The sequence below is a fragment of the Peribacillus sp. SIMBA_075 genome, from assembly GCF_046534585.1.
The window spans coordinates 96,447-122,728 of the sequence record NZ_JAWRYN010000008.1; the positions used below are offsets into that span (position 1 = coordinate 96,447).

General features: G+C 38.8%; 24 protein-coding genes. 4 read left to right on the top strand and 20 right to left on the bottom strand.

All coding sequences use genetic code 11. The features are described 5' to 3' along the window. Positions 1 to 41: 41 nt before the first annotated feature. The 5 genes from SB775_RS09000 to SB775_RS09020 all read right to left on the bottom strand — a co-directional run bounded on the left by SB775_RS09000 (position 42) and on the right by SB775_RS09020 (position 5,053). Positions 42 to 1,124, bottom strand: coding sequence for a tartrate dehydrogenase (locus tag SB775_RS09000; protein WP_410861331.1), 1,083 nt, complete (start codon positions 1,122 to 1,124; stop codon positions 42 to 44). A 17-nt stretch (positions 1,125 to 1,141) separates the two neighbouring features. Continuing rightward, complete coding sequence (locus SB775_RS09005; RefSeq protein ID WP_410861333.1) at positions 1,142 to 2,593, bottom strand: aldehyde dehydrogenase family protein; 1,452 nt, start codon at positions 2,591 to 2,593, stop codon at positions 1,142 to 1,144. Further along, on the bottom strand, positions 2,586 to 3,668 hold the full coding sequence (locus SB775_RS09010) for an aromatic ring-hydroxylating oxygenase subunit alpha (protein WP_410861335.1): 1,083 nt from the start codon (positions 3,666 to 3,668) through the stop codon (positions 2,586 to 2,588). Before SB775_RS09010 ends, SB775_RS09005 begins: the two co-directional genes overlap by 8 nt. A gap of 89 nt (positions 3,669 to 3,757) precedes the next feature. Further along, positions 3,758 to 4,006: a ferredoxin gene (locus tag SB775_RS09015; RefSeq protein WP_089363532.1), complete on the bottom strand. Its 249-nt coding sequence runs from the start codon at positions 4,004 to 4,006 to the stop codon at positions 3,758 to 3,760. Between the two features lie 27 nt (positions 4,007 to 4,033). Next, a complete protein-coding gene (locus SB775_RS09020; protein WP_410861337.1) occupies positions 4,034 to 5,053 on the bottom strand; it encodes an NAD(P)/FAD-dependent oxidoreductase in 1,020 nt (339 codons plus the stop codon). A 296-nt stretch (positions 5,054 to 5,349) separates the two neighbouring features. Between SB775_RS09020 and SB775_RS09025 the strand changes: the two genes are divergently transcribed. Continuing rightward, positions 5,350 to 6,723, top strand: a complete 1,374-nt coding sequence (locus SB775_RS09025; protein WP_410861339.1) for a sigma-54 interaction domain-containing protein — start codon at positions 5,350 to 5,352, stop codon at positions 6,721 to 6,723. 188 nt (positions 6,724 to 6,911) lie between these two features. On the opposite strand, the gene SB775_RS09030 is transcribed toward SB775_RS09025, so the two are convergent. The 7 genes from SB775_RS09030 to SB775_RS09060 all read right to left on the bottom strand — a co-directional run bounded on the left by SB775_RS09030 (position 6,912) and on the right by SB775_RS09060 (position 14,041). Continuing rightward, on the bottom strand, positions 6,912 to 7,634 hold the full coding sequence (locus SB775_RS09030; RefSeq protein WP_317777716.1) for an anti-sigma factor domain-containing protein: 723 nt from the start codon (positions 7,632 to 7,634) through the stop codon (positions 6,912 to 6,914). After that, a complete protein-coding gene (locus tag SB775_RS09035; RefSeq protein ID WP_061465967.1) occupies positions 7,635 to 8,189 on the bottom strand; it encodes an RNA polymerase sigma factor in 555 nt (184 codons plus the stop codon). A 77-nt stretch (positions 8,190 to 8,266) separates the two neighbouring features. Further along, positions 8,267 to 8,737 (bottom strand): COG4315 family predicted lipoprotein, encoded by a 471-nt coding sequence (locus tag SB775_RS09040; protein ID WP_410861341.1) that lies wholly within the window; start codon positions 8,735 to 8,737, stop codon positions 8,267 to 8,269. Between the two features lie 22 nt (positions 8,738 to 8,759). Then, a complete protein-coding gene (locus SB775_RS09045; RefSeq protein WP_410861343.1) occupies positions 8,760 to 9,536 on the bottom strand; it encodes an extracellular solute-binding protein in 777 nt (258 codons plus the stop codon). 290 nt (positions 9,537 to 9,826) lie between these two features. Continuing rightward, complete coding sequence (locus tag SB775_RS09050; protein ID WP_410861345.1) at positions 9,827 to 10,933, bottom strand: GerAB/ArcD/ProY family transporter; 1,107 nt, start codon at positions 10,931 to 10,933, stop codon at positions 9,827 to 9,829. 274 nt (positions 10,934 to 11,207) lie between these two features. Beyond that, a complete protein-coding gene (locus SB775_RS09055; protein ID WP_410861346.1) occupies positions 11,208 to 12,452 on the bottom strand; it encodes a Ger(x)C family spore germination protein in 1,245 nt (414 codons plus the stop codon). Then, positions 12,449 to 14,041: a spore germination protein gene (locus tag SB775_RS09060; protein ID WP_410861348.1), complete on the bottom strand. Its 1,593-nt coding sequence runs from the start codon at positions 14,039 to 14,041 to the stop codon at positions 12,449 to 12,451. Before SB775_RS09060 ends, SB775_RS09055 begins: the two co-directional genes overlap by 4 nt. A 397-nt stretch (positions 14,042 to 14,438) precedes the next feature. On the opposite strand from SB775_RS09060, the gene SB775_RS09065 reads away from it, so the two are divergent. Beyond that, entirely contained in the window at positions 14,439 to 16,505 is a 2,067-nt protein-coding gene (locus tag SB775_RS09065) for a Na+/H+ antiporter (protein ID WP_410861350.1), read from the top strand. Positions 16,506 to 16,919: 414 nt separating this feature from the next. Here the strand turns inward: SB775_RS09065 and SB775_RS09070 are convergent, their stop codons facing one another. Beyond that, positions 16,920 to 17,405 carry a PaaI family thioesterase gene (locus tag SB775_RS09070; protein WP_410861352.1) on the bottom strand — a complete coding sequence of 162 codons (486 nt, stop codon included), beginning with the start codon at positions 17,403 to 17,405 and terminating at the stop codon, positions 16,920 to 16,922. Positions 17,406 to 17,819: 414 nt separating this feature from the next. On the opposite strand from SB775_RS09070, the gene SB775_RS09075 reads away from it, so the two are divergent. After that, the gene (locus SB775_RS09075; RefSeq protein ID WP_410861354.1) at positions 17,820 to 17,978 is read left to right on the top strand and encodes a hypothetical protein; all 159 of its coding nucleotides are present in this window, start codon (positions 17,820 to 17,822) and stop codon (positions 17,976 to 17,978) included. 80 nt (positions 17,979 to 18,058) lie between these two features. Here SB775_RS09075 and SB775_RS09080 read toward each other — a convergent pair whose 3' ends face one another. The 5 genes from SB775_RS09080 to SB775_RS09100 all read right to left on the bottom strand — a co-directional run bounded on the left by SB775_RS09080 (position 18,059) and on the right by SB775_RS09100 (position 23,164). Then, complete coding sequence (locus SB775_RS09080) at positions 18,059 to 18,607, bottom strand: SMI1/KNR4 family protein (protein WP_410861356.1); 549 nt, start codon at positions 18,605 to 18,607, stop codon at positions 18,059 to 18,061. A gap of 23 nt (positions 18,608 to 18,630) precedes the next feature. Next, positions 18,631 to 19,182, bottom strand: coding sequence for an HNH endonuclease signature motif containing protein (locus SB775_RS09085; RefSeq protein WP_410861358.1), 552 nt, complete (start codon positions 19,180 to 19,182; stop codon positions 18,631 to 18,633). Positions 19,183 to 19,803: 621 nt separating this feature from the next. After that, a complete protein-coding gene (locus SB775_RS09090; protein ID WP_410861360.1) occupies positions 19,804 to 21,597 on the bottom strand; it encodes a glycosyltransferase family protein in 1,794 nt (597 codons plus the stop codon). 38 nt (positions 21,598 to 21,635) lie between these two features. Then, entirely contained in the window at positions 21,636 to 21,959 is a 324-nt protein-coding gene (locus SB775_RS09095; RefSeq protein ID WP_410861362.1) for a hypothetical protein, read from the bottom strand. A 20-nt stretch (positions 21,960 to 21,979) separates the two neighbouring features. Continuing rightward, a complete protein-coding gene (locus SB775_RS09100) occupies positions 21,980 to 23,164 on the bottom strand; it encodes a glycosyltransferase family 4 protein (RefSeq protein ID WP_410861364.1) in 1,185 nt (394 codons plus the stop codon). A gap of 817 nt (positions 23,165 to 23,981) precedes the next feature. On the opposite strand from SB775_RS09100, the gene SB775_RS09105 reads away from it, so the two are divergent. After that, the gene (locus SB775_RS09105; protein WP_410861366.1) at positions 23,982 to 24,653 is read left to right on the top strand and encodes a DUF4915 domain-containing protein; all 672 of its coding nucleotides are present in this window, start codon (positions 23,982 to 23,984) and stop codon (positions 24,651 to 24,653) included. A 146-nt stretch (positions 24,654 to 24,799) separates the two neighbouring features. Here SB775_RS09105 and SB775_RS09110 read toward each other — a convergent pair whose 3' ends face one another. Both SB775_RS09110 and SB775_RS09115 read right to left on the bottom strand, forming a co-directional pair. Then, positions 24,800 to 25,303 carry a GNAT family N-acetyltransferase gene (locus SB775_RS09110; RefSeq protein ID WP_410861368.1) on the bottom strand — a complete coding sequence of 168 codons (504 nt, stop codon included), beginning with the start codon at positions 25,301 to 25,303 and terminating at the stop codon, positions 24,800 to 24,802. Positions 25,304 to 25,454: 151 nt separating this feature from the next. Continuing rightward, positions 25,455 to 26,024, bottom strand: coding sequence for a YdhK family protein (locus SB775_RS09115; protein ID WP_410861431.1), 570 nt, complete (start codon positions 26,022 to 26,024; stop codon positions 25,455 to 25,457). Positions 26,025 to 26,282: the final 258 nt, after the last annotated feature.

The following is a 26,282-nucleotide window of genomic DNA, read 5'->3' on the forward strand; positions in this document are numbered from 1 at the left end:
AACTTAATTTCAATACCATTCAATAAATTTGAATGATCATTTCAGACCTTGGATAAAATGATAGACTCGATGATTTCCGCTACCCGGTTCCCCACTTCGGAAGTGGATGCTGTGCCATTCATATCGGGCGTGAGCACCCGGGCTTCCACCAGCAGTTGCTCAACCGCCTCAAGAACAATCTTCCCAAGTGATTCATAGCCAAAAAAGTCGAGCATTTGGCTTGCTGACCAAATGGAGGCGAGCGGATTTCCGATACCTTTACCTGCAATATCAGGAGCTGAACCGTGAATTGGCTCGAACATCGATGGAAATTCCCTTTCAGGATTAATATTGGCACCGGCAGCAAGACCGATCCCTCCAGCAAGCGCAGCCCCTAAATCCGTTAAAATATCACCGAACAGGTTCGAAGTGACAACGACCTCAAAGCGCTTCGGGTCTTTAATCATCAGCATTGCCGCTGCGTCGACAAGATATGAAGCCGTTTCGACTTCAGGATATTCCCTGCTCACCTCTTCGAATACTTGATCCCAGAAAACCATCGAATAATTCAGGGCGTTCGCTTTAGAAATGCTCGTCAGCGATCTGCCTTCTTTTTTCGCGGTTTCAAAAGCATAACGGATGATCCTTTCTGTGCCTTTACGGGAAAACACACCGTTTTGCAGCACCACTTCGTGTTCCTGACCTTTAAACAGCCAGTCCCCTGCACCTGAATATTCACCTTCACTGTTTTCGCGGATGAACAGCATATCAATATCTTCACGTTTAACATCAACGAGAGGCAAGTGAGCCCCTTTTAACAATGTCACGGGCCGGATATTGACATACTGATCAAAACTTTTACGGATTTTCAATAATAGCTCCCATAGTGAAATATGGTCTGGAACGCCGGGAAATCCGACCGCCCCCAAATAAATCGCGTCAAACGCTTTCAGTTTATCGATCCCATCAACATCCATCATTCTACCATTTTCGGCATAAAATTCGCAGCCCCATGGGAAGAATGTGAAATCCAATCTAAAGCCTGAATCAAGTTCAGCCACTTTATTTAATACTTTTATCCCTTCATTAATCACTTCAGGGCCAATGCCATCTCCTGCGATGACCGCAATTTTGAATTGTTTCATAAATGATCTCCTCAATTTCAGCCTTGGTTCCAAACGACCAATTTCATTTCTGTCATTTCTTCCACAGCATATTTAATGCCTTCACGACCAGTCCCGCTTTCTTTTACACCGCCGTATGGCATTTGATCGACACGATAGGTTGGCACATCATTTATGATCACACCCCCTACATGCAGTTCCCGTGAAGCGGACAATGCGTTTTTCACATTGTTTGTGTATATCCCGGCCTGCAATCCAAACCGGGAATCATTCACTTGATCGATCGCTTCCTTCACTGAACTTACTTTATTTACAATGACAACCGGAGCAAATGCTTCCTGGCATGAAACTTTTAACGTATGATCCGCATCCGTAATGATTGTCGGTTCAAGAATGTCACCTTGCAATTTGCCCCCTGCTGCGATTGTTGCCTTACTTCCTTTAGTTTCCTCAATCCAGCCCAGTACACGGGCAGCTTCTCCTTTGGAGATTAGGGAGGAAATATACGTATCCGGATCCAATGGGTCGCCAATTCTAAGTTTTTTGGCCGCTGCAGTGAATTTTTCGACAAACTCTTCATACACTTCTTCATGTGCATATACACGTTGCAATGAAATACAGACTTGCCCTTGATTGGAGAAAGCACCCATAATGCAACGATCGATAATTTTATCGATATCTATATCTTTATCAATGATTAATGCCGAGTTCGAGCCAAGTTCAAGTGTGGTCTTTTTCAGACCCGCTTTGTTGCGGATGCCGATTCCAACGCTTGGGCTGCCTGTGAATGTGACCATGCTTACCTGATCGTTTTCTACAATTGCTTCTCCGACCGTGTTGCCCGGACCAGTCACTACATTTAATACACCAGCCGGCAGACCCGCATTTTCAAAGATTTCTGCGATGAAAAGTGCGGAGAGCGGAGTTTGTGAAGCTGGCTTCAAAACAATGGTGTTCCCTGCAGCAATCGCCGGCCCGACTTTATGCGCCACTAAGTTCATCGGAAAGTTAAATGGGGTGATGGCACCAATGACCCCGATCGGCTCTCTTAACGTGTAACCAATTCGGCCTACCCCGCCAATGGCTGCATCAAATGGAATTGTTTCACCATGAATTCTTTTAGCTTCTTCAGCCGAGAACTTATACGTTTCGATGGTCCTTCCAACTTCCGCTTTTGCGAACATGATCGGCTTGGCTGATTCACGAGATATGATTTCTGCCGCTTCATCCGCATTCTCGATTAATAACGCGACAGCCTTCTCCAATATGTCCGCCCTTTGATATGCTGGCATTTTTGCCATGACTTCGCGTGCATTGTAGGCGGCTGCAATCGCCTTTCCCGTCAGCTCTTTATCCGCCATGGCAATTTGGGCGATTTCTTCCCCGGAATAAGGGGAATATAATGGAGCATAGCTTACCGTTTCCACTTTTTCACCATTGATCATCAGATATTGTTTCATTGATTTGAATTGATTCGCTAATTTACTCATTTAGGGCCTCCAATACCATTTCATGAAATTGAACAATTGCTTTTTCCGAAGAAGAATATCTGCCTTTGTTAAAGGCACGGGAGCGGAAACCTATTTGTTCCAGCTCTACAAGTTCAACATCTTCCTGTCGGACTTGTTCGGCAAATGTAACAAGATCTTTCTCTTCCTGAGTCAAATTCTCATCGCGGAAATAATATGTGTAAACAGCCAAAGTCGTTTCGTGATCAATTGGAACCATTTGAATGGTCGCCATATTTCCGGGACCTGGATAAATGGTCAACATCAAGTTTGGCCACAGCCAGAAAAAGGAGCCACCCTGCATTTCTGCCTGATTTAAATCGACCGTACCATAATTTTTATCCGGTTTAACGATCGAACCTTGCAGTGAATAGTTATCACAGGTAATGATTTGGTAATCATCCATATCAAGTGCTGCAACAAAGCTTGGATGAGCTACATGGCAATGGTCACATTCTAAATAGTTATCTATGAACGCTTTCCAGTTTGCCTTGATCACCCTCGTTTTTTGGCTTGTTCTTTTTAACTCACCTAAAAACGGGTATTTACTTAAACGATCAAAGAAATCGCCGTAAGATTCGTTAAGCGGTTTCGCATTATCATCCAAGTTAACAAAAATTAAAGATTCCATGATTTCCATGCGAACGGAGCGCAAACAGGCATCTTGTACACAGGCTTCATCTTCGCCTTTAAAATTCGGAGCTTTGTTCAATTTCCCATCCAATTTGAACGTCCAACCGTGATAACTGCATTGTAAAATTTTCTTCTTACCTGATTCACTTTTTTCAAGCTTAGTAGCACGATGCGGACAAACATTATAAAAAGCGCGGATCACCTCGTCCTGGCCGCGGTTCACTATGATCGGCTCGTTGGCTACTTCTGTCGTAAAAAATGATCCCACTTTTTCCAATTGGCTGACATGACCCACAAGCTGCCAAGATTTAGAGAATACTAGATTGATTTCCTTTTCGAGAACTTTTGGATCTGTGTATTTGTCATATGTCAATGTTCTTTCAAATGTACGATTTGTAACATTTTCCACCTTGTTATAAGCCATCATTATTTCCCCCTAAAAAATGATTACAAGCATTACTGCCATACTGGATATTAAAGATTGGTATTTCTTAATTGATCCGACCTTCCGCTTCAACCGGCTATCACTGGTATATTGGCAAAAGGTTCTGTAGCCAACTTAATCGAATCTGTCGGACAACCATCAAAAGCATCTTCCAAGTCCTCCTCCAGATCTTCGGATACTTCAGTTATTCCTGTGTTGGCATCCAGGATTGAAAAAGCAATTCCTTCATCGTTATAATCGAAAATTTCCGGTGCAGTCGCTCCACATGCCCCGCAAGCGATACATGTCTCCTGGTCAACTACTGTGTATTTAGCCATGTGGTTTCCCTCCCCCCATTTACATAATTAAACGGACGTTGTGCTTTTCTTTTTTCCTCCCATTGTGCTCGTGCTGTGCAGCGGCTGAACTTTCGCACTCGGGTCGATATGAACTTTAGCATTACTCACTGCTGTAGGCGCTTCACCGAACCCGCTAGCAATCAGCTTCACCTTTCCTTCGTACGTGCAAATATCCCCTGCTGCGTATATGCCTTTGATATTCGTTTCCATTTTAGAATTGACAACAATGGAATTGTTTTCAATTTCAAGACCCCAATCCTTTATTGGCCCTATTGATGATAGGAATCCATAATTGACGAGAACGTCATCGACTTCCAATTCAAGTGAATTTCCACTCTTCGCATCCGTCACAATCACTTTTTCTATCTTTTCATCTCCGACCAGATCGGCTGGGAGATAAGGAGTCAAGACCTCCACATTGGATTGTTTCAAACGCTCTACACTGTGTTCATGGGCACGAAATTTATCCCTGCGATGAATGAGTGTCACTTTTTCCGCGATCGGTTCAAGCATTAGCGACCAGTCGACTGCCGAATCACCGCCACCGAACACAACTACTTTCTTATTAGCGAATTGACTCATACTCTGGACGAAATAATGAAGGTTGGCATTTTTAAATCTTTCTTCGCCTTCCATTTTTAGTTTCCGAGGCTGGAATGCCCCGTTACCAGCAGTGATGATTATTGCTTTCGTATAATGTGTTTCTTCGGATGTCGTAATGGCAAACAGCCCCTCCGAAGTCCGAACAATGGTCTCTACAGATTGATTAAGACAAATATCCGTTTTAAATTGACCCATTTGTTCCAGTAATCGATTGATGAGCTCTTGGGCCTGTATTTTCGGGAACCCTGCAATATCATAAATATATTTTTCAGGGTACAAAGCAGATAGCTGCCCTCCCAATTGAGGAAGACTTTCGATAATTTTCACTGAAGCTTGGCGCATTCCCGCATAAAAAGCGGTAAATAAACCCACCGGTCCTCCCCCGATAATAGTGATATCAGAGATCTCATACTTTTCTTCCAAACTCATTCCCCCCTAGATGTCTTACTCGAGATAACTCCTTTTACTAGAATTCTGCTATGCTCAGATGTCGATTCATGCAATAATTATTGACATGCAAACCTAGCACTTCGTCAATTTCAGCAATTGATAATTTTATATAATGCAATATGCGTGCCAACCACGGAAACTGCCTTTAATAAACAAAATATTTAGAATTCATTTTGAAAACGCTATCACACCGAGTTATAATTAACTCAAAATTGATGAAATCTTATTCAGAATTCACTCATTCCCTTTTGAAAAGAGAGGATTACCTTATGAAAAGTACCGATTCTACTGAAAGTGTCGAGATGACGCTCCAAACTTTATTAAAGATTCTTGATCATTCCTCAGATGAGATTTTTGTCCTTGACGGCGAAAAGCGGATTCTTTACGTCAACAAGGCATGTGAGCGCCATTATGGGCTGAAACCTACTGATGTCATTGGCAAATATAATGTGGACTTATTTGAAAAAGGATACTGGACACCCTCCATCGTTCCTGAAGTGTTTAAAAGGAAAAAGCCTTGCTACATGAAACAACAAACATATATTGGGGCAGAATTGATGACATCAGCGATTCCAATTTTAAATGATGCCGGGGAAATTGAACTGGTCGTCACTACATCGACAGAAACCCAAACGTATAAAATGTTAAAAGCAAATGAAGCGAGTGGTGAGTTAAAAATCACTCATGACGAAGATGAAACGGGGAGATTCATTACTAACAGCGGTAAAATCAACCGCATCCTCACTTTTTGTGAAAAAGTGGCGCCGACCGATTCCACGATTTTGATCCAGGGGGAGTCTGGAACGGGAAAAGGAGTGCTTGCCCATTTCATCCACCGGATCAGTAAGCGGAAAAGCAAACCTTTCCTGACGATCAACTGTGCAGCCATACCGGATGAGCTGCTCGAATCTGAACTATTCGGCTATTCAAAAGGTGCTTTTACCGGTGCTAACAAAACTGGAAAACGCGGATTGATTGAATCCGCAGATGGAGGCACTGTCTTTCTTGATGAAATCGGGGAAATACCGCTAGCTTTGCAGGCAAAGCTTCTCCAAGTAATCCAGGACAAACAATTCATTCCCGTCGGCAGCAATGAATTAAAAAAAGTCGACATCCGCATCGTCGCTGCCACAAACCAGAATTTAATAGAAATGGTCAATGATAAAAAATTCCGGGAAGATTTATTTTACCGTTTGAATGTGATTGATATTCAATTGCCTCCATTGCGGGAACGCAAAGAAGATATCATTCCTCTTACTTACAATTTTTTAAATAAGTTCAATGAAAGGTATCAGGAAAATAAAGTCATCTCGGAAGAATGCTTGAACCTATTAATTTATTATTCATGGCCAGGCAATGTGCGCCAGCTCGAAAACTTGATTGAACGGTTGGTCTTAATAAGTGACTCCGTTATCCTAATGTCGGACTTGCCTGAAATGATAACCGAGAACGTTGAACAGGTCACACAGATTGATCTCCCCACTTCTCTCGATAAAGCACTTGATGAAACGAAACGGATATTGATCAGGAAATCTTACCAAACATACAAATCATCAAGGAAAGTCGCGAAGGACCTCTCTATCAGTCAAACGAAAGCTTCGGCATTGATCCGGGAGTACTGTTGGGATTTAATGAATAAATAGGTATCATGAAAGGACAATATTTGTCTTACCTTAAACAAGTCCATTTGCCCCCAACCGAAACATGCTGGTTATTCGTTGCCAGTGATCGATAGTGAATGGTAAACACTTATATATATTTCACTTAGCTATTAAATTCAGGTACGAACAGAAAATAAGAGACTTCCCCTTTGCGGGCAAGTCTCTTATTTTTATGAAGATCCAACTATTTTATCACCTCTCGGCTTTGTACTATTTGAATCTGGTTCTTTTGTGATGCCAATTTGATTGAATTGATCATTAATGGACAGTTTGTATGTCAACGATCCTGTGCCTGCTTCATCAGGCTTGAAGGTTCCTGCATTTGTCCGTTTTCCATCTTTCAGCAACCATACCTGATACACCTCGGACTCTTGAAGGCTAGGCAAATTCTGAATCTGAACGATTAACCTTCTTTCTTCACCTTGCTGCAAAATGTATGCAGCACCGTCCGTATTCATCTTTATAGCTGTCTTATCAGCAGGCTGCAAAGATAGTGACGTTTTAACCTCCATTGGCAGATTGATGGCTGTAAGTTCTTTTTTTAGTTGAATATTGGAATACAACAGCACAAATGACAAAACTAGAGTGGCCAGCAAGATACCTGAAGTTACAGGTGTAAACTGCTTAAGGAAAAAACCACTCCATTTCTTTTCCTTTGTCACTGGAACTTCATCATCAGTCTCAAAGACAAAATTCATAACCTCCGATTTCATGGAGGAAGAAGGTTCGATTTCCTCGAAATCCCATTTCAATGAATTCCAGGCTTCCGTCATTTGTTCATACTCCCTAGTGCATTCAGAGCAGTGAATTAAGTGTTCCGTGAATGCCTTTTTTTCTTTTTCCCCCAGTTCACCCGATAAAAATGAAAGCAGGTTAGCGCATTTTGTATTCATTTACAAACCACCTACTTCCAAATGCTTTTTCAACAATTTAAGCGACTGATGAAGTCTGCTCTTGATGGTACCAACCGGTTCATTTTCAATTTTGGCAATTTCCGTTAACGAGTACCCTTTCCAATACAGTAAATCAATCAGCCTTTTTTGCGGCTTGCTTAACTTACTTTTTGCATTGGCAATTTCACTGTGTAATAGCCCATTTTCTATATCATTATTCGGATCTTCTATGTCAATTGGATGACTCATGTCCATATGTTTGTTATTCCGGATATGAACACTGTCTTTACGGACATAATCGACACACACATTTCGTGTAACCGTCAAAAGCCAGCTTAAAAAGTGCCCCTTTTCGGAATTGTAGCTGCTTTTTGTGGTCCAGAGCTTTAAAAAGACCAACTGCACAATCTCCTTAGTTTTTTCAGCATTTCCATTTGTGAATTTAAAAATAAAACCATAGATTAATTTAATATGCCGGTCATAAAGTTCTTCCAGGGCAGGACGATGCTTTTTCATTACTAATGCCATCAATTCCTTATCAAGTTTTTCTTTCAATCGCACCTGCAACTCCTCACCATGTAAATTTGGAAAACGAACAACAGGAACGACCACCAGTGATCGTCCCTTTTTTCTTATTTTGGAAAAACTGTCTCATTATTTACAATATACCAAACATTTTTCACTCCTTCACCATTGACATCTCCCGCTGCCTTATCATTCACAAAATAGTAGAGTGGAAATCCTTTGTACGTTAGCTGTTCTTCTCCTGTATCTTCCCTTTTAATGGTTCCAAAGTCTTTTTCCTCAAATCCTTTTGGAACAGCAAAATCCCTTTCCATGAACGGCGGCCATTTCTCCAGACATTCATCCGCGCAATTGCTTTTACCGGATTTATCATTCTTGAAAAAATAAAGTGTCATTCCCTTGGAATCAGCCAAGTATTCGCCTGTTGTTTCACTTTCCAATAATTTTAGGGTTACAGCTTTTTCATCGGCAGTACCACTAACAACTTGATCCTTTTTGGGTGAATCATCAGCTTCATTTCCACACGCCGTCAAAACTAGGACCATCATAAAAACTGAAAATACCAACCACTTTTTCATATACTCTCACTCCTCATAAATTTTACTTCCATCCCCATTTTTGAAATACTTGATGGGATTCTTCCGTTTTAAGATAGTCAATGAATTGTTTTGCTTTTTTCTTGTTTTCGCTCTTACTTGTTATGCTTACCGGAGTTCCCCTATATAGCTTGTCTTCCTCAGGGAGTTGAACCAGGTCTGTCACACCCGATAGACGGTAATGCCAGGATTCATATGTTATCCAAGCGTCGAATTTAGAATTTGCCTTCCATAGCTCGATAGCTTCTGCACTGGACTTCACTGAAATGTCAATATTCCTGCTAATTCCAGGAATAAGTCCTTTTCTTCCAGCCAAATCTTCCCATAGCCCCAGTTGCCCGGCTCCATTAACATCCACAATCTTTACGCCCTTCTTCGTTAAATCCTCCAATGACTGTATATTCTTTGGGTTTCCTTTTCTAACCAGAATTCCAGCTGCCCTCGAGTACAATTCAGTACGGCTTTTTTCATTAATGATACCTGGATGGTTAAGCATGAAATCAGATAGCATATACTCGGAACCTCCGTAAATGATATCGGCATCCTGCTTGGCTTGATCAATCCATTTTTCTTCGGGTCCCGCTGTTACCTCAACTTTTATTCCCGTTTCTTTGGTGAATTGCTCCGCTACTTCCTTGATTGGTCCAAGAGGGCCACCTGGACCGTATACTTTTACGACATCGTTGACTGCTTGCCCCGGTTTCGAATCCATTTCAGGTGAAAATCCTACAAGGACTAACATCAATGATATCCACCCAACAAAAATGACCTTTTTCTTCACGTCTTTCTTCTCTCCTTTCTAAAAAAACCTTTGTACTATAGATAACGGGACAAACCTCAAAACGGTTTGAAAAAATTGTTTTTTTTTTAAGGTCTTCAATAAAAATAATAAACTCTATTTTTTTGGTCTATAACGAACATAATCCTACTGCAAAATAATCTGGTAAAATGATCTTCAGCGACTCTCTTTTCCCTCATAACAAAAAAACCATTCGAAAAGATCTTTTCCGAATGGGGCATGGCTTTAATTCATACTCTTTTTAAGTCTCTTAAACCAAGTGACAGAAAAGGTCAGCTTGAATTGCTTCCATTACTCTGTCCATTTTTTTTACGAATAACAGCTATCACCAATAATAAAAGCGGAATGATCGTCTGCATTAAAATTCCTTGAAAAGGGAAGACGTCGGTATCATTACGATTAACATCCATAGAGCTAGGAAACGACCAAAAACCGAATTCCACTATCAAAATCCCTATCGGCCATACAACAGGCCGATAGTCGGAGAGATTCAGCCACTGCGCTGTACCTACAGCAGATACATAATAAAAAACGGAAATTTTCACAAACGCCCCCACTATCCATACCGCCATGACGGCGGACTCTACATGTTCAAAAAAGTCGGCCAAACTGATGTATCGAGATACATTCATCAGGGGGTAAAGTTTTGTGGATGTGGTTGACCCAAGTACAAATAGAACCATAAGATTCACCACAATTAACGTCATCATCACGGTAAACACGGTCATCATCCCTGATTTCATCCCTTTTTTCATATCTGCCAAGAAAGGGAGAAGAAAAATGATCAGGAAAAACTCGCTGAACCATCCACCCGGTACAATCGCACCCTTGATTGGGGGCATTATACCATCCCCCAATACCGGGAATATATTCTTAAATTCGAGATCAGGAATCAGCAAGAGGATTAAGACAAAGATTGGAAAAATGAAAACAGGTACAAACAATTCAGCAGCACGCCCCAACACTTCTATTCCCCCGCGTACGATGAACGCACACAGAATCACCATCGATATCATGATCACACTAATCGGGGTACGTACCAGAAAAGAGCCGACAACAAATTCTGCGTAGGATCTAAGGATTAGCCCCGTGTTCTGGATATAAAAAAACAAGAGTAAAAAACCGAAAATTTTCCCCAGAGTCCGACCAATGATCTTTTCAGTGAATTGGATCACCGTTTGTTTTGGATAAAGTTGGTGCAGTTTATAAGCGATATATACCGTCAGATACCCTATGAGCGCAGCAAAAATGGGGGAAAGCCATAAATCAGTTTTGGCATATTTCGCTGTGATGCTTGGAACACCGAGAATAGCCGTTGCCACAATCGATGGATACAACATGAATGCCATCTGCAGAGATGATATTTTCCCTTTCTCCATCTGCTTCCTCCTTTCTTAATAGAATGAAATTAATCCCGCAACACCCACTAATGGACTCACTTTTCCATAAACTCTGCAAATGGCCTGAAAAGAGTCTCCACCCATTGAGTAGGCCCTGACATCTGTGGGAGATTGAACATGGACAGAACCAAGCCAGTGAGGAGCAGTGTAACAAATGCCACCTTATCTTTTTTAGGATTTTTTTTCATTTTCGGCCATTCATACAAAATGATTAGAATTACAATCACGGTTGTACAAAAAAAAGTCCCCCATCTCACTTGTCCTTCACCTCATTTTCAGACAAACCTGCCGGTTTGATAATATAGCCCTGTCTTCGAATATAGGCCATAACATCGATTTCCACTTCCATTTCCGCGAATACCTCATCCCAGTGGTTTTCGACCTTATTAAACTGTTTAGGATATTTCCTATAGAAATCTTTACCTAACCCTAAAATGTCCGATTTCTTATGCTGAGTATTCAGAAAAGCCAGCTCGATGCGTTTTTCTATATCTTTTTGAAAGGCTCGTTCTGCCATTTTTAAAGATTTTGGACTTGAAAGGTCTAAATTCGTTCCATTTTGTATAACAGCTCCTTCTGTATTTACCTTCACCAATAATTTCCATTTGTCATTGATAATTTGCGGAATGATCTTGACTTTGGCTGTCACTGGATTTAAAGAAATCTCCCCTTTCACACCTTTTGGTTGTAAGGTCACGGTATATGATTCTATTTCATCCCTTAACCACAATAGCCCTCTAGTTTCCTTTTCAGTCATCGTTCCAGTCATTTTATCTTTTTTGAACACGGCTGATCCGACAATGTAAGGAATCCCCTGTAATTTCGTTTGCCCTTTCCCTGGAGGTAATATTTTAATGAATGGAATTACGGCCGCTTGAGGCTTACCCGTTAACATTTCATCTAAATCCTGTAGTGTGACCAGCATCCCGATATGTAAATCAGATAGTTCTCTAAGCACTTCCCCTGAATAGTTTTCCAGGGGCGGCAAAGATTCAAGGATAGGCTTTGCTTTCCCTTGGCTTACATACACATTTGCTTTCTCTCTTGGCTGCGGATGGCGCAGCAAAAAATCCAGCTGCTCTTGAACTCCTTCCTTCGCTAACTTTTCACCGAATACAAATACTTTACAATGTCCCCAAAATATTTTTCGCGGAAGCTTGCTTTGAAGCCTAGACAATGCATCTGAAATATTGGCGCCTTTTTCATATCTCACCATTGTCGTAGCCCCACTCCCCCCCTGACTGCTCCCTCCTTGACCGCCTCCACTGGCAATTGAACTTGGAATAAAGACCTGGACGGATAGTTCAATTTGATCATTACCCTTCTTATCGATGGCGGCTGCTGTGACAATCGCCAAATCAGTGATTTCCACTCGATCCCAACAACCGCTTAGAAAAGGGGTCGTTCCACAAATACCGAGCAAAAGAAGGACGCTTTTCATGAAATGACGCCTTTTTCCTTTCTCCAATATCCTTTTTCGCCTCCAGCTATTATTCACTCCGTTTCACTCCCCCTTTTTGGATTTGGTTTCTGTTCCGGGGCTTGACGGTATACATTAGAATCCCCTGTGAGACGCGGGCGTGAATCCATCATCCACCAAGGGGCTCTCCACAGCACATCTTTCAGCTCTTTACCTTTTAACGGTGCCAGTGGCGCTAAGTATGGAACGCCAAAGGAACGTAAGCTGCATAAGTGAATGACTATGGCGATGATCCCCATCATGATGCCAAGCAGTCCTAAGGTACCGGCAAGCAGCATCATTGGAAAACGCAGCATCCGGAAAGCAATTCCGGCAATATAACGAGGCATCATAAAAGAAGCGATTCCCGTAATTGCAACCACAATGACCATTGGCGCTGAAACCAAGCCCGCTTGTACGGAAGCTTGACCAATCACTAGCGCTCCAACAATGCTGACGGCAGAACCTATCTGCTTCGGCAATCGAACCCCTGCCTCTCTTAGTCCTTCAAACGTAATTTCCATAGCCAATGCCTCTACTATTGCAGGAAAAGGGACCGATTCCCGGGATGCAGCCATGCTTAGCAGCAATGCAGTTGGGACTGCCTCATGATGGAACGTCAAAATGGCAACATATAGGGACGGGAGCAAAAGGGATAAAAACATGAAAAAATAACGCAACCAACGAATGAAAGTGCCAACCATGAAACGTTGATAATAATCCTCTTGTGATTGAATCAAAGAAAAGAAGGATATTGGAGCAATTAGCGTAAAGGGCGTTCCCTCTACTAGAATGACAGCTCGTCCCTCCAGCAAACTAGAACAGGCTACATCCGGCCGTTCTGTCGACATGATCTGAGGGAAAGGTGAAAACGGATTGTCCTCAATCATTTCCTCGATGTACTCGCTTTCTAAAATACCGTCTATTTTAATTCGTTCCAACCGAGTTGTAATCTCTTCAATCAGTGTTTTATCCGCAAGTCCATCAATATAAGCAATTGAAACATTCGTCCTGGTAAGAGTTCCGATCTTCATCGATTGTATTTTAAGGGCAGGACTTTTAATAATGCGTCGCAATTGGGACGTATTTACCTCTAGCGATTCAATAAATCCCTCTCGTGACCCCCTAACTCCACTCTCTGCCACAGGTTCTTCAATGGCTCGCTTTTCCCATTTGGACAATCCTAAAGAAAATCCATCGCTTCCCCCTTCATATAGAAGGATCGGGTTTCCAGAGGAAATCGATTCAATGCAATTTGCCAGCATACTCACTTTTATCACTTTAGGAACGGGCAATTTATGTTCAATAAAATCATTTAATGATTGTGGTTCTTTTGATGACTCCTGCATGAGTGGAGATAGCACATATTGCTCTATCGCCTCGATGTCTGAGAGTCCCGCAATGTAAATGAGCATCGCCCGCGTTTTTCCGAAAAGTAAGAACGAGCGAAACATGACATCCGAGCAATTATCATAAACAGAACGAAGTGTTTCTACATTTTGACTGAAATTCGCATCAAGTAAATCTGCAGGCTTGGAATCTAGGTAATCATTTTGCACCAGGGATTTTTTTTCTTTCTTTTTTCTTAACAATTTGCCAACATTACGAATCAAGCTGGTTACCCCCATTTATTTTGCAGGTCGCTCTAACTCCATTTTTCTATGTTTCTTCATTAAGGGTATTTTATACAGAAGATCCTGAGACTAACATGAACTTAATTTTCATTTAAGCAGTTTTTAAGGGTAAATAAAGGCTACGTTAGAGATTGATATTGAATAAACCATAATCATTTGTGATATCCTGTTTGTAATTAATGACAAAGGGGTATATCAAAAACCGTGGCTACACATTAGCTGACCTTACATATCACTGTTTAAGTATTCAGGTTCCTGAACAAGATACACAAGAATTACAATATAAGGGTTTCTTAATGGATTATAATCGCTTTAAATGCCTCTGCTTTTTTACCTTTTATAAAAGTTTCATGGACACTCAGAGTAAAACATTAGAAGATAGGGGGATTCTATGTCATTCTTAATCGCTTTGCTCGGATTATTGGTTGCCACAATAATTGCAACCATCTTGAATGCCATATGGCCTCGTATTCCGCTTCCAATATATCAGATAGTCATGGGAGCAGTGCTTTCATTATTGCCATTTCAATTATCGTTGGATTTTCATTCAGAATTATTCATGATCTGTGTCATTGCTCCGCTGCTCTTTACAGAAGGAAAAAATACGTCCCGTAAAGAAATGCTTGAATTGCGTAAGCCTATTCTGTTATTGGCCTTTGGGTTAGTATTCGTGACCGTTTTTGCAGGAGGTTTTTTCATCCACTGGTTAATATCGGATATGCCGATTGCTGTCGCTTTTGCTTTAGCAGCCACAATTACCCCTACAGATGCTGTAGCCGTACAATCGATTACAAAAGGATTGAAATTGCCCGGAAATATGATGCCCATCCTTGAAGGTGAATCACTTTTCAATGATGCTGCCGGAATCGTTGCTTTTAAAGTTGCCTTGGCAGCTGCCTTAACTGGAGTATTTTCTATAAAAGATGCTTCGCTTCATTTTATATTTGTGGCTTTAGGCGGAATCATTATAGGTTTCCTTTTGGGCTATTTAATCGTTAAATTACGATTATTTTTACGGGTTCATGGACTTGAAGAAATCTCCATGTCCATTGTTATTGAACTGATTACGCCTTTTGCCATATATATGGTAGCTGAAGAATTCCATGTATCCGGCATCTTGGCAGTGGTTGCTGCAGGTGTAATTCATGGCATCGAGCGGGACCGCCTTCAGAGTTCCACAACTAAATTGCAAATTGTATCAACTAATACATGGTCTGTATTAGGTTATGTTTTGAATGGACTTGTATTTGCCTTGTTAGGCTTCATGGTGCCGATTGTTTATCTGGAAATTGAGCCCGGCTTAAATAGGGGTAATCTTTTTGGGATAAGTGTTTTGATCGTTCTTTTATTATTGGTGATCCGTTTTATTTGGGTATACATTCTGCATGATACTTTTACGAAAAACAGAGTGAATCCATTAGAGCAATTCATCATGTCAAGGGTTCATCCAGAAGATAGCCATGACACCGATGAGGAAAATGTTTCAAGATCACGATTTGCCTTCTTGACATCCGTTAGCGGCATTCATGGAACCATTACATTGGCTACCGCTTTATCCATACCATATTTTATATCGGATGACACTTTATTCCCGATGCGTAATACTGTCTTGTTTATCGCAGCGTGCGTTATTTTGTTAAGCGTCATATTGGCTACGGTTCTCTTGCCATTACTGGTGAAGACACCGATTGAATTCAAAGATGAACGCCTAACCCCTGAGGAGGCTTATAAGATTGTTTTAAATAAAACGATCAATCAGCTGAGCAAGGAAGCAACCATCGATAATCAGAAAGCTGTCCATCAAGTGATGGAGGATTTAAATGAGCAACTGATAGATTTGGAGCGGGGAATAACAAATAGACCGGATAATCGGACCATACTGGAATTAGTGGAGCTAGGGGCCAATGAGGAATTGGAAGTCGTTTCTGGATTAGTCGAAAAAGGGATTATATCTGAAACAGCCTTTGAGCTTTATAAAGTGTATATTTCAAGAACGTTAAATTATATGCAAAAATCATCGCTGCAAAGAGCTTGGATTAATTTGCAGGCAATCCTTTTCAAGAAAAAGATCAATGTCAAATGGGATAAGAAATGGAAAGCGAAATTGGAGGACTCCATCGATAAAAATGCTGACCTGATCCGGGAGTTCCGTAAAGCACAAAAAGAAGCTTCAAAGGAAGCTATTTCATTAATCAAACAACAAACTACACCAGAAAACCGTCATGAAGTAATGCTTGTCATTCAAAGATATAATCGTTATTTGAATCCATTCGGAACATTAAGTGAAAAAGAAGCACATTGCTTCGAAGAGATGGTGAGTCATTTTCAATTGAATGCGATGCAAATAGAACGTGATATCATTCAGCAAATGGTTGAAGAGGAGCAAATATCCACACAAACAGCAACTGAGCTTAGACAAAACTTAATCTATGATGAAATGCTAATGATCCAAAATTGATAAAATATAAAGAGACACCGATACAGCAGGAAGCGGTGTCTCTTTAGTAAATAAACATTTAATCTAATTGAACAATCCATTGTGTCCTCTCAATTTCTTCTTTTATCAATTCCGTTGAAAGATGCCCCGGATCAGCTTAACTCATCCAAGTTGAAAATCACTAAGTAGGAAAATCGCACAAACTGATTACCTGGAAGACATGCTGCTTTCTTCTTTCCTGCCAACAAATCATGGTCTTTTCTTATCCTTAAAGCGCTCCATCTTTTCCTGCACTTCTGATTCCATTCATGGTTATGGATATGCTTGAAATGGATACTCAGATACACTAAATAACCGTCCAACTAGTTGGACGGTCCCTTTGCAAAATCTTAATTCCCTTTTGAATGCGTTTAATGACCTTTTCCAAGAGTTCGATCACTCTTTGCTTGTAAAAGTGCTTGGCATCACAACAGCGATAACTTCTCCACGGGCGCAAAGTTTATCGATGGCAAAAACCTCTGTTTCGATTCTCCATTTCTTAGGATGAATCTCATGAATTGTCCCAATGGCCATTAATGGTACATCATTGGGAGTTGGCTTTACGAACTCCACTTTCAGTGAAGCTGTCACAAACCTAGGAGGCTCCACTCCATCTCCAGCTTCATGACCATTTTTACGATGCAATGCAATAGCAGCTGAACCTGTTCCATGACAATCAATTAACGATGCAATCAAGCCGCCATAAACAAAGCCTGGAATTGCGATATGCTCTGGACGTGGTGTATAAATTGTCCTTGTTTGCTCGCCTTGCCAACCCGTTCGAAAATGATGACCATCTTTATTTAACCGACCACATCCATAACACCATGCAAATGCATCTGGGTAATCATCTTGAATCGCTTTTAACACTTTCTCCTCCATTTTACCTCCCCCTTTTTCAGAATATTATAACACCAACGAAGGATAATGGGTCAATTTGGACATTCCCTGACAAGTTCTTGGCGAAGCTGAAATTGTTTATTTCTATAATTTAATTTTAGACCGTGATGTGTATATGAATGGTCAGAAAGAATTAATAAAAAAATGCGAAATGAGTGATGCATTAAATTACCTGGTAGCTATCAAAGTATTGAGATTTTTGATGCTGGCCGTATCCATATTGTCCATCAAGCCAGGTATTTCTCTGGTTTTTATTTTTCTGCATCACTCTTTCAACTAAATTCATATTATGTTGAAAGAGTGAATTTCAATATTTGTCCCCTCTTTTTCAAAATGTGACACAAAAGTGATGTCTTTCCATGCTATGCTTTTAACAAACGAATAAGGAGCTGTAATATGATTAAAAAATATGCTGTCATTTTACTTGCTGGATTAATCTTAATTGGTTGTTCTTCTCAATCGAACGTAAAGGCATCTAAAGAAAAGACATCTATAAAAGATTCTGAGCTAAATGATCCCGCAGACTCTTTTATTTACGAAACAAACCAAACATAAACAAACAGTGATACTTGAATTCGAGTCGAAATAATATTAAAAAGAGCGACTGCATTTAATTAGCAATCGCTCTTTTTTGTTTACCTAGTTCTATAGTAGTTTTCAGCTGTGTATATAGGCCAGCTCCAAAACGCTTCACCTTGTGAAATAATGTAGCGGTCTAAAAATATTTCAAAATTAAGATTTAGAGATGAAAGGTCTGTAAACTCCAAAATATTAAGGTAATTTGGATCCCCACTCTTTAGTTTTTCTGTATCCAGTATGAGATAACAATCATTTAACAGATGTGCAATTGGAATCCCATGTTCACTTAAATATTCAATTTCTTGATATTCTTTTATTTCGTCCAAGCTAAATATTTCTAGACCATCGCCTAGTTTTTCACCGTCTTCTTCAATTGACTCATATATTCTTGCTCCATTATGGAGTGCTAGAAACGCCTTGTAGTCTTCAGGAAGTTTGATACTATTTTCATTTTCAAACTTTTCAATTTCAGCTGTACAAGCTTCGGAATTAAAAGAACAAGTTATATCTCTAACTTCCCCTTCGTATGATATTATTTTCATTTGGTCGTTGTTGTTCAATAATTTTTTAAGTCCAGATAACGTGTTTTGTACGAAATGGCTCAAATGACTTATCCCTCCAAATCAAATTAATATGCTCTCCACCAAGGAGTAACTTCTTTTATATGAAAGTCTTTAGGTAGAGCAAATAGGTTGGACATCGAATTTGTTCCACCATATTCTAATGGCTTTTCATGATGTACGTGAATCTGCGACCAATCCCATTTTGGATCTCCATATTCTTTAATATACCACTTTTTATATGTAACATTTAGTCCACTCTTTCTTTTTGTCCGTACTACCGGCATATTAGCTTTTGTAGGAATCCACATAGATGTATTATTGTCTAAATTTGTGATCTCAGGATAGGGTACTGTCTTTTTATTAACTAATACCTCTTTTGTTACTCCTTCATTAGTCTTTGTCCCAACACCATTCCATCCCACCGTAGTTTTATGATGGCTTTGGTAAAAATGCGTAGTTTTATTATTGTAAGTCTTAGATGTTTTTTTACCAACTTTTAACTCTGAACCTGTCCACTCCGTATCAAATTTGTCTACTAATCTATACTTGCCATACTGATCATAACTTCTGTAAAGTTTTCCACCAGTCCATATAGCAACTGGTTTCTGTCCAGTCATAGCATCAATTCTTGACGACAAAAGAAATGGAAAATCTAAAAGAACAATTTGCGAAATAAAAAATAAAATGAGCAGCCCTTAGTTTATGGGGCTGCTCATTTTTTCTTATTCGATTAATTCTTCATGGTGGTAAGGTAGCTCAATTTCTCTTAGGATAGGTACTTGATCCCCGGCTGTCTTTAGTATTGTTTTTACATATACAGCTTGCAGCGGTTGGAATATATCTGTTGAAAAATTGAACTTCTCAGTTAGGCCTTCATCAAAATATAGTTCATGTTTGGGCCGTGTAATCATTAAACGTAGGATAACCAATCGGTGTTGATATATTCGGTGAACCTACATTACCGAAGCGGCGGTCTAGTGAAAACGTCGTACAGAACTCTGCTATGTCTTGTGAATACTGTTGGTACTCAAATATGACATCCTGGCACCCATTACGGAACCAGTACGGCTGCTTACTTTGATTTGCAGCTCTGTGATCTCTCTCTTAGGGAAAGAGAATACTAGCATGGAAAAGGGTTGATTATTAATGGTAATCTCGTGGACGCATTGCTTTCTGGACGTATCAACAACAAGGATGACGAAGCATTTTTCTACTAAGTCAGTTGCAGGCTTCCCTTTTTAAAAGTTAAGCCTTTTTCTTAAATCCCAATACTTAAATGTCATTTTACCCATTTTCGATTTCGAAAGTGAATCGTATTTACGTCCAAGTGCCAGGTTTTGTTTTTCTAACTTGGTAATTTTTTTAAGTTGAGCTTCGTTCAGTTTTTTTAATTGCTTTACTTGTTTAACAAATTCTTTATTTTTCACTTTCAAATCATTGTTTTTATTTTCAACAATGATCCGGTCTTTTATTGGAATTTCCATGTCTTTTGGTTTTAATTTAGGAGTGCCATTGGTTTCATATCCTATAGTTTTTAGATATGGCAAGTTATTTTGAAAATCTTGTTCAAAGCTTCCAATACTTCTATGGATTTGGAGGAAAGTAAAACACCCTGCTTTTTCTGCTGAAACGATTTGACCATACCCTGATAGTTTAAAAAGTTTTTCACCTCGTTTTACTTCTTCAGGTATGCTTTTCACTATATAGGTAAAAACTTCCTCAACATTAAAATCTGCCGGCAATTTTTTTATCTGATTTGATGGTACATGCTTATTCAGTTTATCAAAGTCATCTTCATCAATATAAAAATACACATTTCCGCTTTGATTCACATAATCAGTTATACGTCTACTCCATAATAGCCCTTGCAATTTTTTTAATGCTTCCGAAAACAAAAACTGCCTGCTAACTTGATACATTCGTTTTGCCGCAAACTCATATATATCCTTATTGCATAAAGCTAATTTGACTGCGTTACGGAAATCCTTCTCTGTAACAGCATATAACGGGTAATCTTCGCCAAAAAGCTTCATATGCATTTTTGTTGGATTCATTATTACAGCCTTTCTTAATATTCCATACTCCAATAACTTTGTAGACAGTTCCAGACTGCTGTCCATTTCCTCACTTCTCCAGGTTATCCCAATATCACCGTTCACAATTAACTGTTGGGCATTCTCCCTTGTCAATGCCCCATACCATGTAAGCCCTTCTGTATTTTTAAGCAGGTATTCCGCTTCTTCCTTAAACTGTGAATCATCTTTAACCCATTTGAATTTATCCCCTGCGATATCAAGTGAAAGATTCGGAATCTCGCGTTTTAATTCTTTAAAGGCAGTAATGATAGGAATGGTCTTCCAATCAGGGTCGAACTTGCCTGTATACACAAGTTTGTGTTTTAAACGGGTCTCCCCTCCTGCTGATTCAACATTTGGTATCATCGGGGTAAGCAGGGAAACCTTGTTTTTGTCTTTATTCAAATTAAGAATCTCAATTACAAATTCGCACATTTCCTCTGTTTGACATAAGAAATACGCACATTGATCATATATATTTTTAATGCTCCCAAATTTTTCTTCATTAACATCCTGACCTATATGAGTCAAGCCTGTAGCATAAACTAATGTATTCTTTATGATATGCTTATGCTTTACTATTTTTTCAACAGTCTCAATACTTCTAACAAATAGCCAATCATATTCCTTTTGACTCCAATAATGAGAAATGAGCATTTCAGCTATATCAAAATCAATGACCCCTTTTTTTACCCGTTCAGCATCGGTGGCAGTAAAAAAAGGATCAACAAAAGGATTTAGAATGGTTATATTATCAAATTTCTCAAGAGGTTGAATCAAGATATCGCGTTTGACCGGGCTTGCTAATAGTAAATCAACCTCGATGTTAGAGTCTAACGCAATGGTCGATGCTAAGGAAGATAAAAATACTGCAGATCCATCCATTGAATTCATGTCAATAAAGCCAAATAGAAGTACCTTCAATTTTCCTTTTTCCACTAGTTCATATGAATTCAAAGTTTTCACTCCAATGACTGAAATTTGATATGAAAATTTTATTTTTTTATTTGTTCTTTAATAGATGATTTAAGTGCAAGATATTTTAACGTGAATTTCCCTGCATATGTAACGTTGAATTTGTGTTCTAATAACTTAAGTCTCCGTATCTCTTTGTTAAGTTTAATATTTTCTTTTTGGGCTCCCTTACTTTTTTCTAATTCTGCTCGCAACATATTATTTTCTTTTGTAACGTTCTCAATAATGTTTTGTTTTTCCGTGTTATTGCTCTCTATGAGCTCCAATGTCATCGACATCATGTCTTTCATTTGCAATTCAAGTTCTTCATACATAGTTTTCCAATACTCGTTTCGTTCGTCCATATTGAAAACCCCCCCCTCCATTAACCTTGGATAAGCTCCAATTCTCTTTTAATAACAACATCTACGGCGCATTTATCCCGAATCGACCGTGATGCTTGTTTTGACACTCTTAAAAATACGTCCGAGTTGTAATATAAACGCTCTATTGCATCCGCAATATCGATAGGGGACTCAGGTTTTGTAAGAAGGCCAGAAACGTCGTGTTTAACGAATTCCGGAATTGCCGTGATATCTGTTGAAATCGGCACTAGCCCACTGGACATGGCCTCGCACATTGAAACACCTTGAGAGTCCAAACGGGTTGGGCAAAGGAAAATTCCATACTCCTTATGTAATGCAGCGATTCGCTCTTGAGATATGAAGCCTTTATGGATAGTTACATTCTCAAAATTCAGGATTGGCTCAACGGTTTGGTCGAATAATTTTCCATCACCATAAAAAGCAAATTCCAACTTATCAAAGCATGGTCTCTTTGATAGTTCCAGCACTGCTTTCACCGATAAATCATTTGCATATTTTCGTGAAGCGTATGGCCTGATTGAAAGGACTTTTGTCCGCATTTCAACTGGTTTTTCTACAAAGGCGAACAGATTGTCATCTATTACATTGGGAATGATTACAGAATTTTTCGAGTCCGCTCTCGCGTCACATTCCGCTATATGTTCTTTGAACCATTTGGAAATATGAACAAAGGTAGTATCCAATTCATTCGTTTGATAAAACCAATTCATAAAAGTAAGCTGTTCTACATAATAGTCGTCCGACATTTCAAGTATCTTCCGTAAACTTTCAGGGCTTTCAAGAAAATTAAACCATCTTCTATGCCATGCCTCGGTTTCAAATCCATGTATCCATGTGATAATCGGTAATTCCGAGCTTGTTTCTTTTATCGCTTGTACCATTTTGGGATTAACAAAATGAATGAGTGCTTTTTTATGTACTTTATGATTTAAGAAAATGCGCAGATGCTGTTCAGTTCCTCGATAAACTGGCACATCTTCATACGTATACTTTTCTGCTTTTTTATAGGCAGGATGCAAAACAAAGACATCAACCTTCAAACCCTCATCCAGATAAGCCTTGACTCTTCGATGGATGAACCCATTCCGATATAACTGCTCTTCATGTGGATAAGCATTCGTAATGATTATATATCTATCTCTTTCACTAAATGTAAGCTCATTTAGATTTATAGATTGCTCCATTATTGTTCACTCCTACTAGTCAGTCATCTTCAATCAGCCTGCTTACTCATCTGCAAATGAAAGATTTTTAGAAGACCCTTTTCCATTCTCTTTTTAAAACCGTTAATCGATTATACCAAGCATGTATTACTGAATATTGACATCAATATAAGAAATCTGTAAATAAAAGTAAAGTTTTCGTGAACTTTTATATGTTTTTGTAAAGGAAACATTGTAAATCAGCAAAAATTAAGAAGAACGATTCATTTACCAGAATCGTCCCTCATACATATAAACTATTGTATTTTTTGTGATTACAGTAGGCAGTATTCTGAAGCTATCAATGAGGAAATTACTTAAGATTATGACATTGGAGAACATTTGCCCCTGATACTTATGCAAATATTTTTTTAAATATGCTAAAGAACTTGGGAGTGTAGAGCATAAAGCCTATTTCAAAACGAATACAAATTTATAAACTTATATAAAAAGAATAATGGTTTACACCACACTATTATGTTTTCCAAACTACATTTATATATATGGTGCTATTAAAAAAATCCACTATTATCCTCGATAGCTTGTCTATACCATTTTTAAAAAAATTCATACTTTATAAGAAAAGGAATTGTCCCAAAAAGGAGGTGCGACATTACATGATACCCATAGATGATTGTAAATTATTAATTTCATGCTGCAATCATAAAGGTGCTCTTTATTTAGTCCAATTTAAACACCAAGAATATGAAATAAAAAAGGTTTTAAATGTTGGTGCACAGGTATTACAAAATACGGCAGCTCTTTTGTCGTACTTTCAAATTCTCATAGAATCTTTATTTTGGATGAAAACTTAAAGGTTATAAAGAATAAAGCTTTATCTACAGAATTAGATTTACATGGTATAGCAATAGACAATGATAAAGCTTATATTATTGAAACCAAAACTAACTCAATTGGTGTTTATAATTTGGAAAACAATTTGGAGAGAATGGATGAAATTAGATTTTCATCTGAAAATGACGATGTTTGCCACGTCAACGATTTGTATATCGTAAATGATAAGTTATATGTATCAATGTTCTCAAATCCTCCAAGGAAAAATTTGCTCTCTTTCACAAGTTATTTCCCTAATAAAACAATCCCCAAAGGTGTGATTCTAGAATATTCTTTACAGGAAAGAAAAGTGGTTAAGATTTGTTATGATAAATTACTTCAACCTCACAGTGTACTTCATTATGTTGATAAAATTTATTATTGTGTTTCAGGTGAATTCCTAGTAAAAAGAAATGAGGAAGATATTTTTAAATGCCTTGGTTATACTCGGGGTTTGGCAGTCAGAAATCAAACGATGTTTATTGGCCAAAGTGAGAGTAGACAAATACCGGTTTTATTAAAAAAACATACAAACATATTGCTAGATTGCGGGATTTATGTTCATGATATCTCTACGAAACTTTCATCTTTTATCCATATACCGTCTGAAGAAATTTATGGAATTTTGGTTGTTTGATGAACCACATGGATTTTTCCGACGGCTATTGATGTCACTTCGTTGGGGGAGAGGCTTTACATAGCTTGGTGAACTTATGTGAAGCATAACAAACCTATTCATGACAATAGGTTAATGATACCTACCGGAAGTTATCTAAAGCTCCCTTAATCCAGAGCAAAATGGAAAATAAATTCCTCCCCATCTTCCCCGTTAAATCTGTATCCTTTGTCAACAAATCCAGCTTTTTTATATAAATTTATCGCTGGAATATTCGAATGATGCACCGTTAGAATAATCTCATTTTTATCTGGATGACTTAGTTTGATCATTTCAGGTAAAACTTTTAAAGCCTTAAAAGCTAGCCCCTTTTTCTGATGGCGTGAATCCAAGGAGAATGATTTAAGAAGAATGGCATTCTCATTACTTGTAAACTGATTTCCCGCTTTATCCGTATATAAGGCAAAACAACCAATCAAATCCTCATTTAAATATATGACCATGGGGAGGTTATATTTATCCTTCCTGAAGTCTTCGATAACTTTCAAAGGTAAAGAAGTATAGAGTGCTTGTTCTATAGGTAAAGAATAGTTGATCAGTGCTGTATAATCATTTTCCATAAAAGGTCTAATATTTAATCCAGTAACCATACCTACACCACCATTTTTCAAGAACTTATAATTCTATATTAACAGATACTAAATTCACAATCCCTGCCAAACAATACTTTTCAAGAACACATATTCAAAAAAAGGAATGGATTTGTTTGCCATTCCTTTTTTCTTCTTCTGAATTGAAAGCAAGTGCAAATATGATGCTAGATCATTCAGACGCTGATAACTCACTTTCCGTTACCCATTTATGATTCTTCACTTTTTCTCCTCCTGTAGTCGGAGTGAAATCAACCATGTAAACAGTCGTTTTTTCAGCAGATTCAATTTCAGCGACTGCCCCATTCATCCCTTTCATATGAGAGGCATTTACTGTAACCTCCGCACCAGGTTCATACGCTTTTTCACCTGCATCTTTGATCTCCTCGTGAATGATCCATTTATGATTTTTCACTTTTTCTCCGCCAGTTGTAGGCGTATACGAAATTGCATAAGCAGTCGTATCATAGGCACCAACTATTGTTGCTTTTGCCCCCTTCATGCCTTCCATATGACCTGATTCGATAATTGCTTGACTTCCAACCTCATAGGTTGGATTTTCTGCAGCTTTTAATCCTTTAGGAACATCTCCTGAGCCAGAATGGTTCATTTCCATTTCACCATGTTGCTTTTCTACTTTATTATCTTTGTTTTGACCACCGCTGTTGGAACAAGCGCCGAGTGCTAAAAGTAGGGCTGTTAATAATGATAAAATGATTGGCATTTTTGTTCTTTTTTTCATCATGGATAAAACCTCCTTTTCGAGTTAAACCCACCTTACCAATTAAATATGCAGAAATTGTGGAGAACACTCGAGATCAAAGGAATGGAGCCAGACATAATTTATGATTAGTCTTCCCCTTATATGAATGTGACTGATAGCGTTAATCCTACATATCTTATGAGGTGGCAAATTAAAGGAAAGAAAAAAAGACGAACTTTTCTATCGCAAATAGAAAAATCGTCTTTCATTTTATTAAGCTAAATTGCTTAGGGTTTT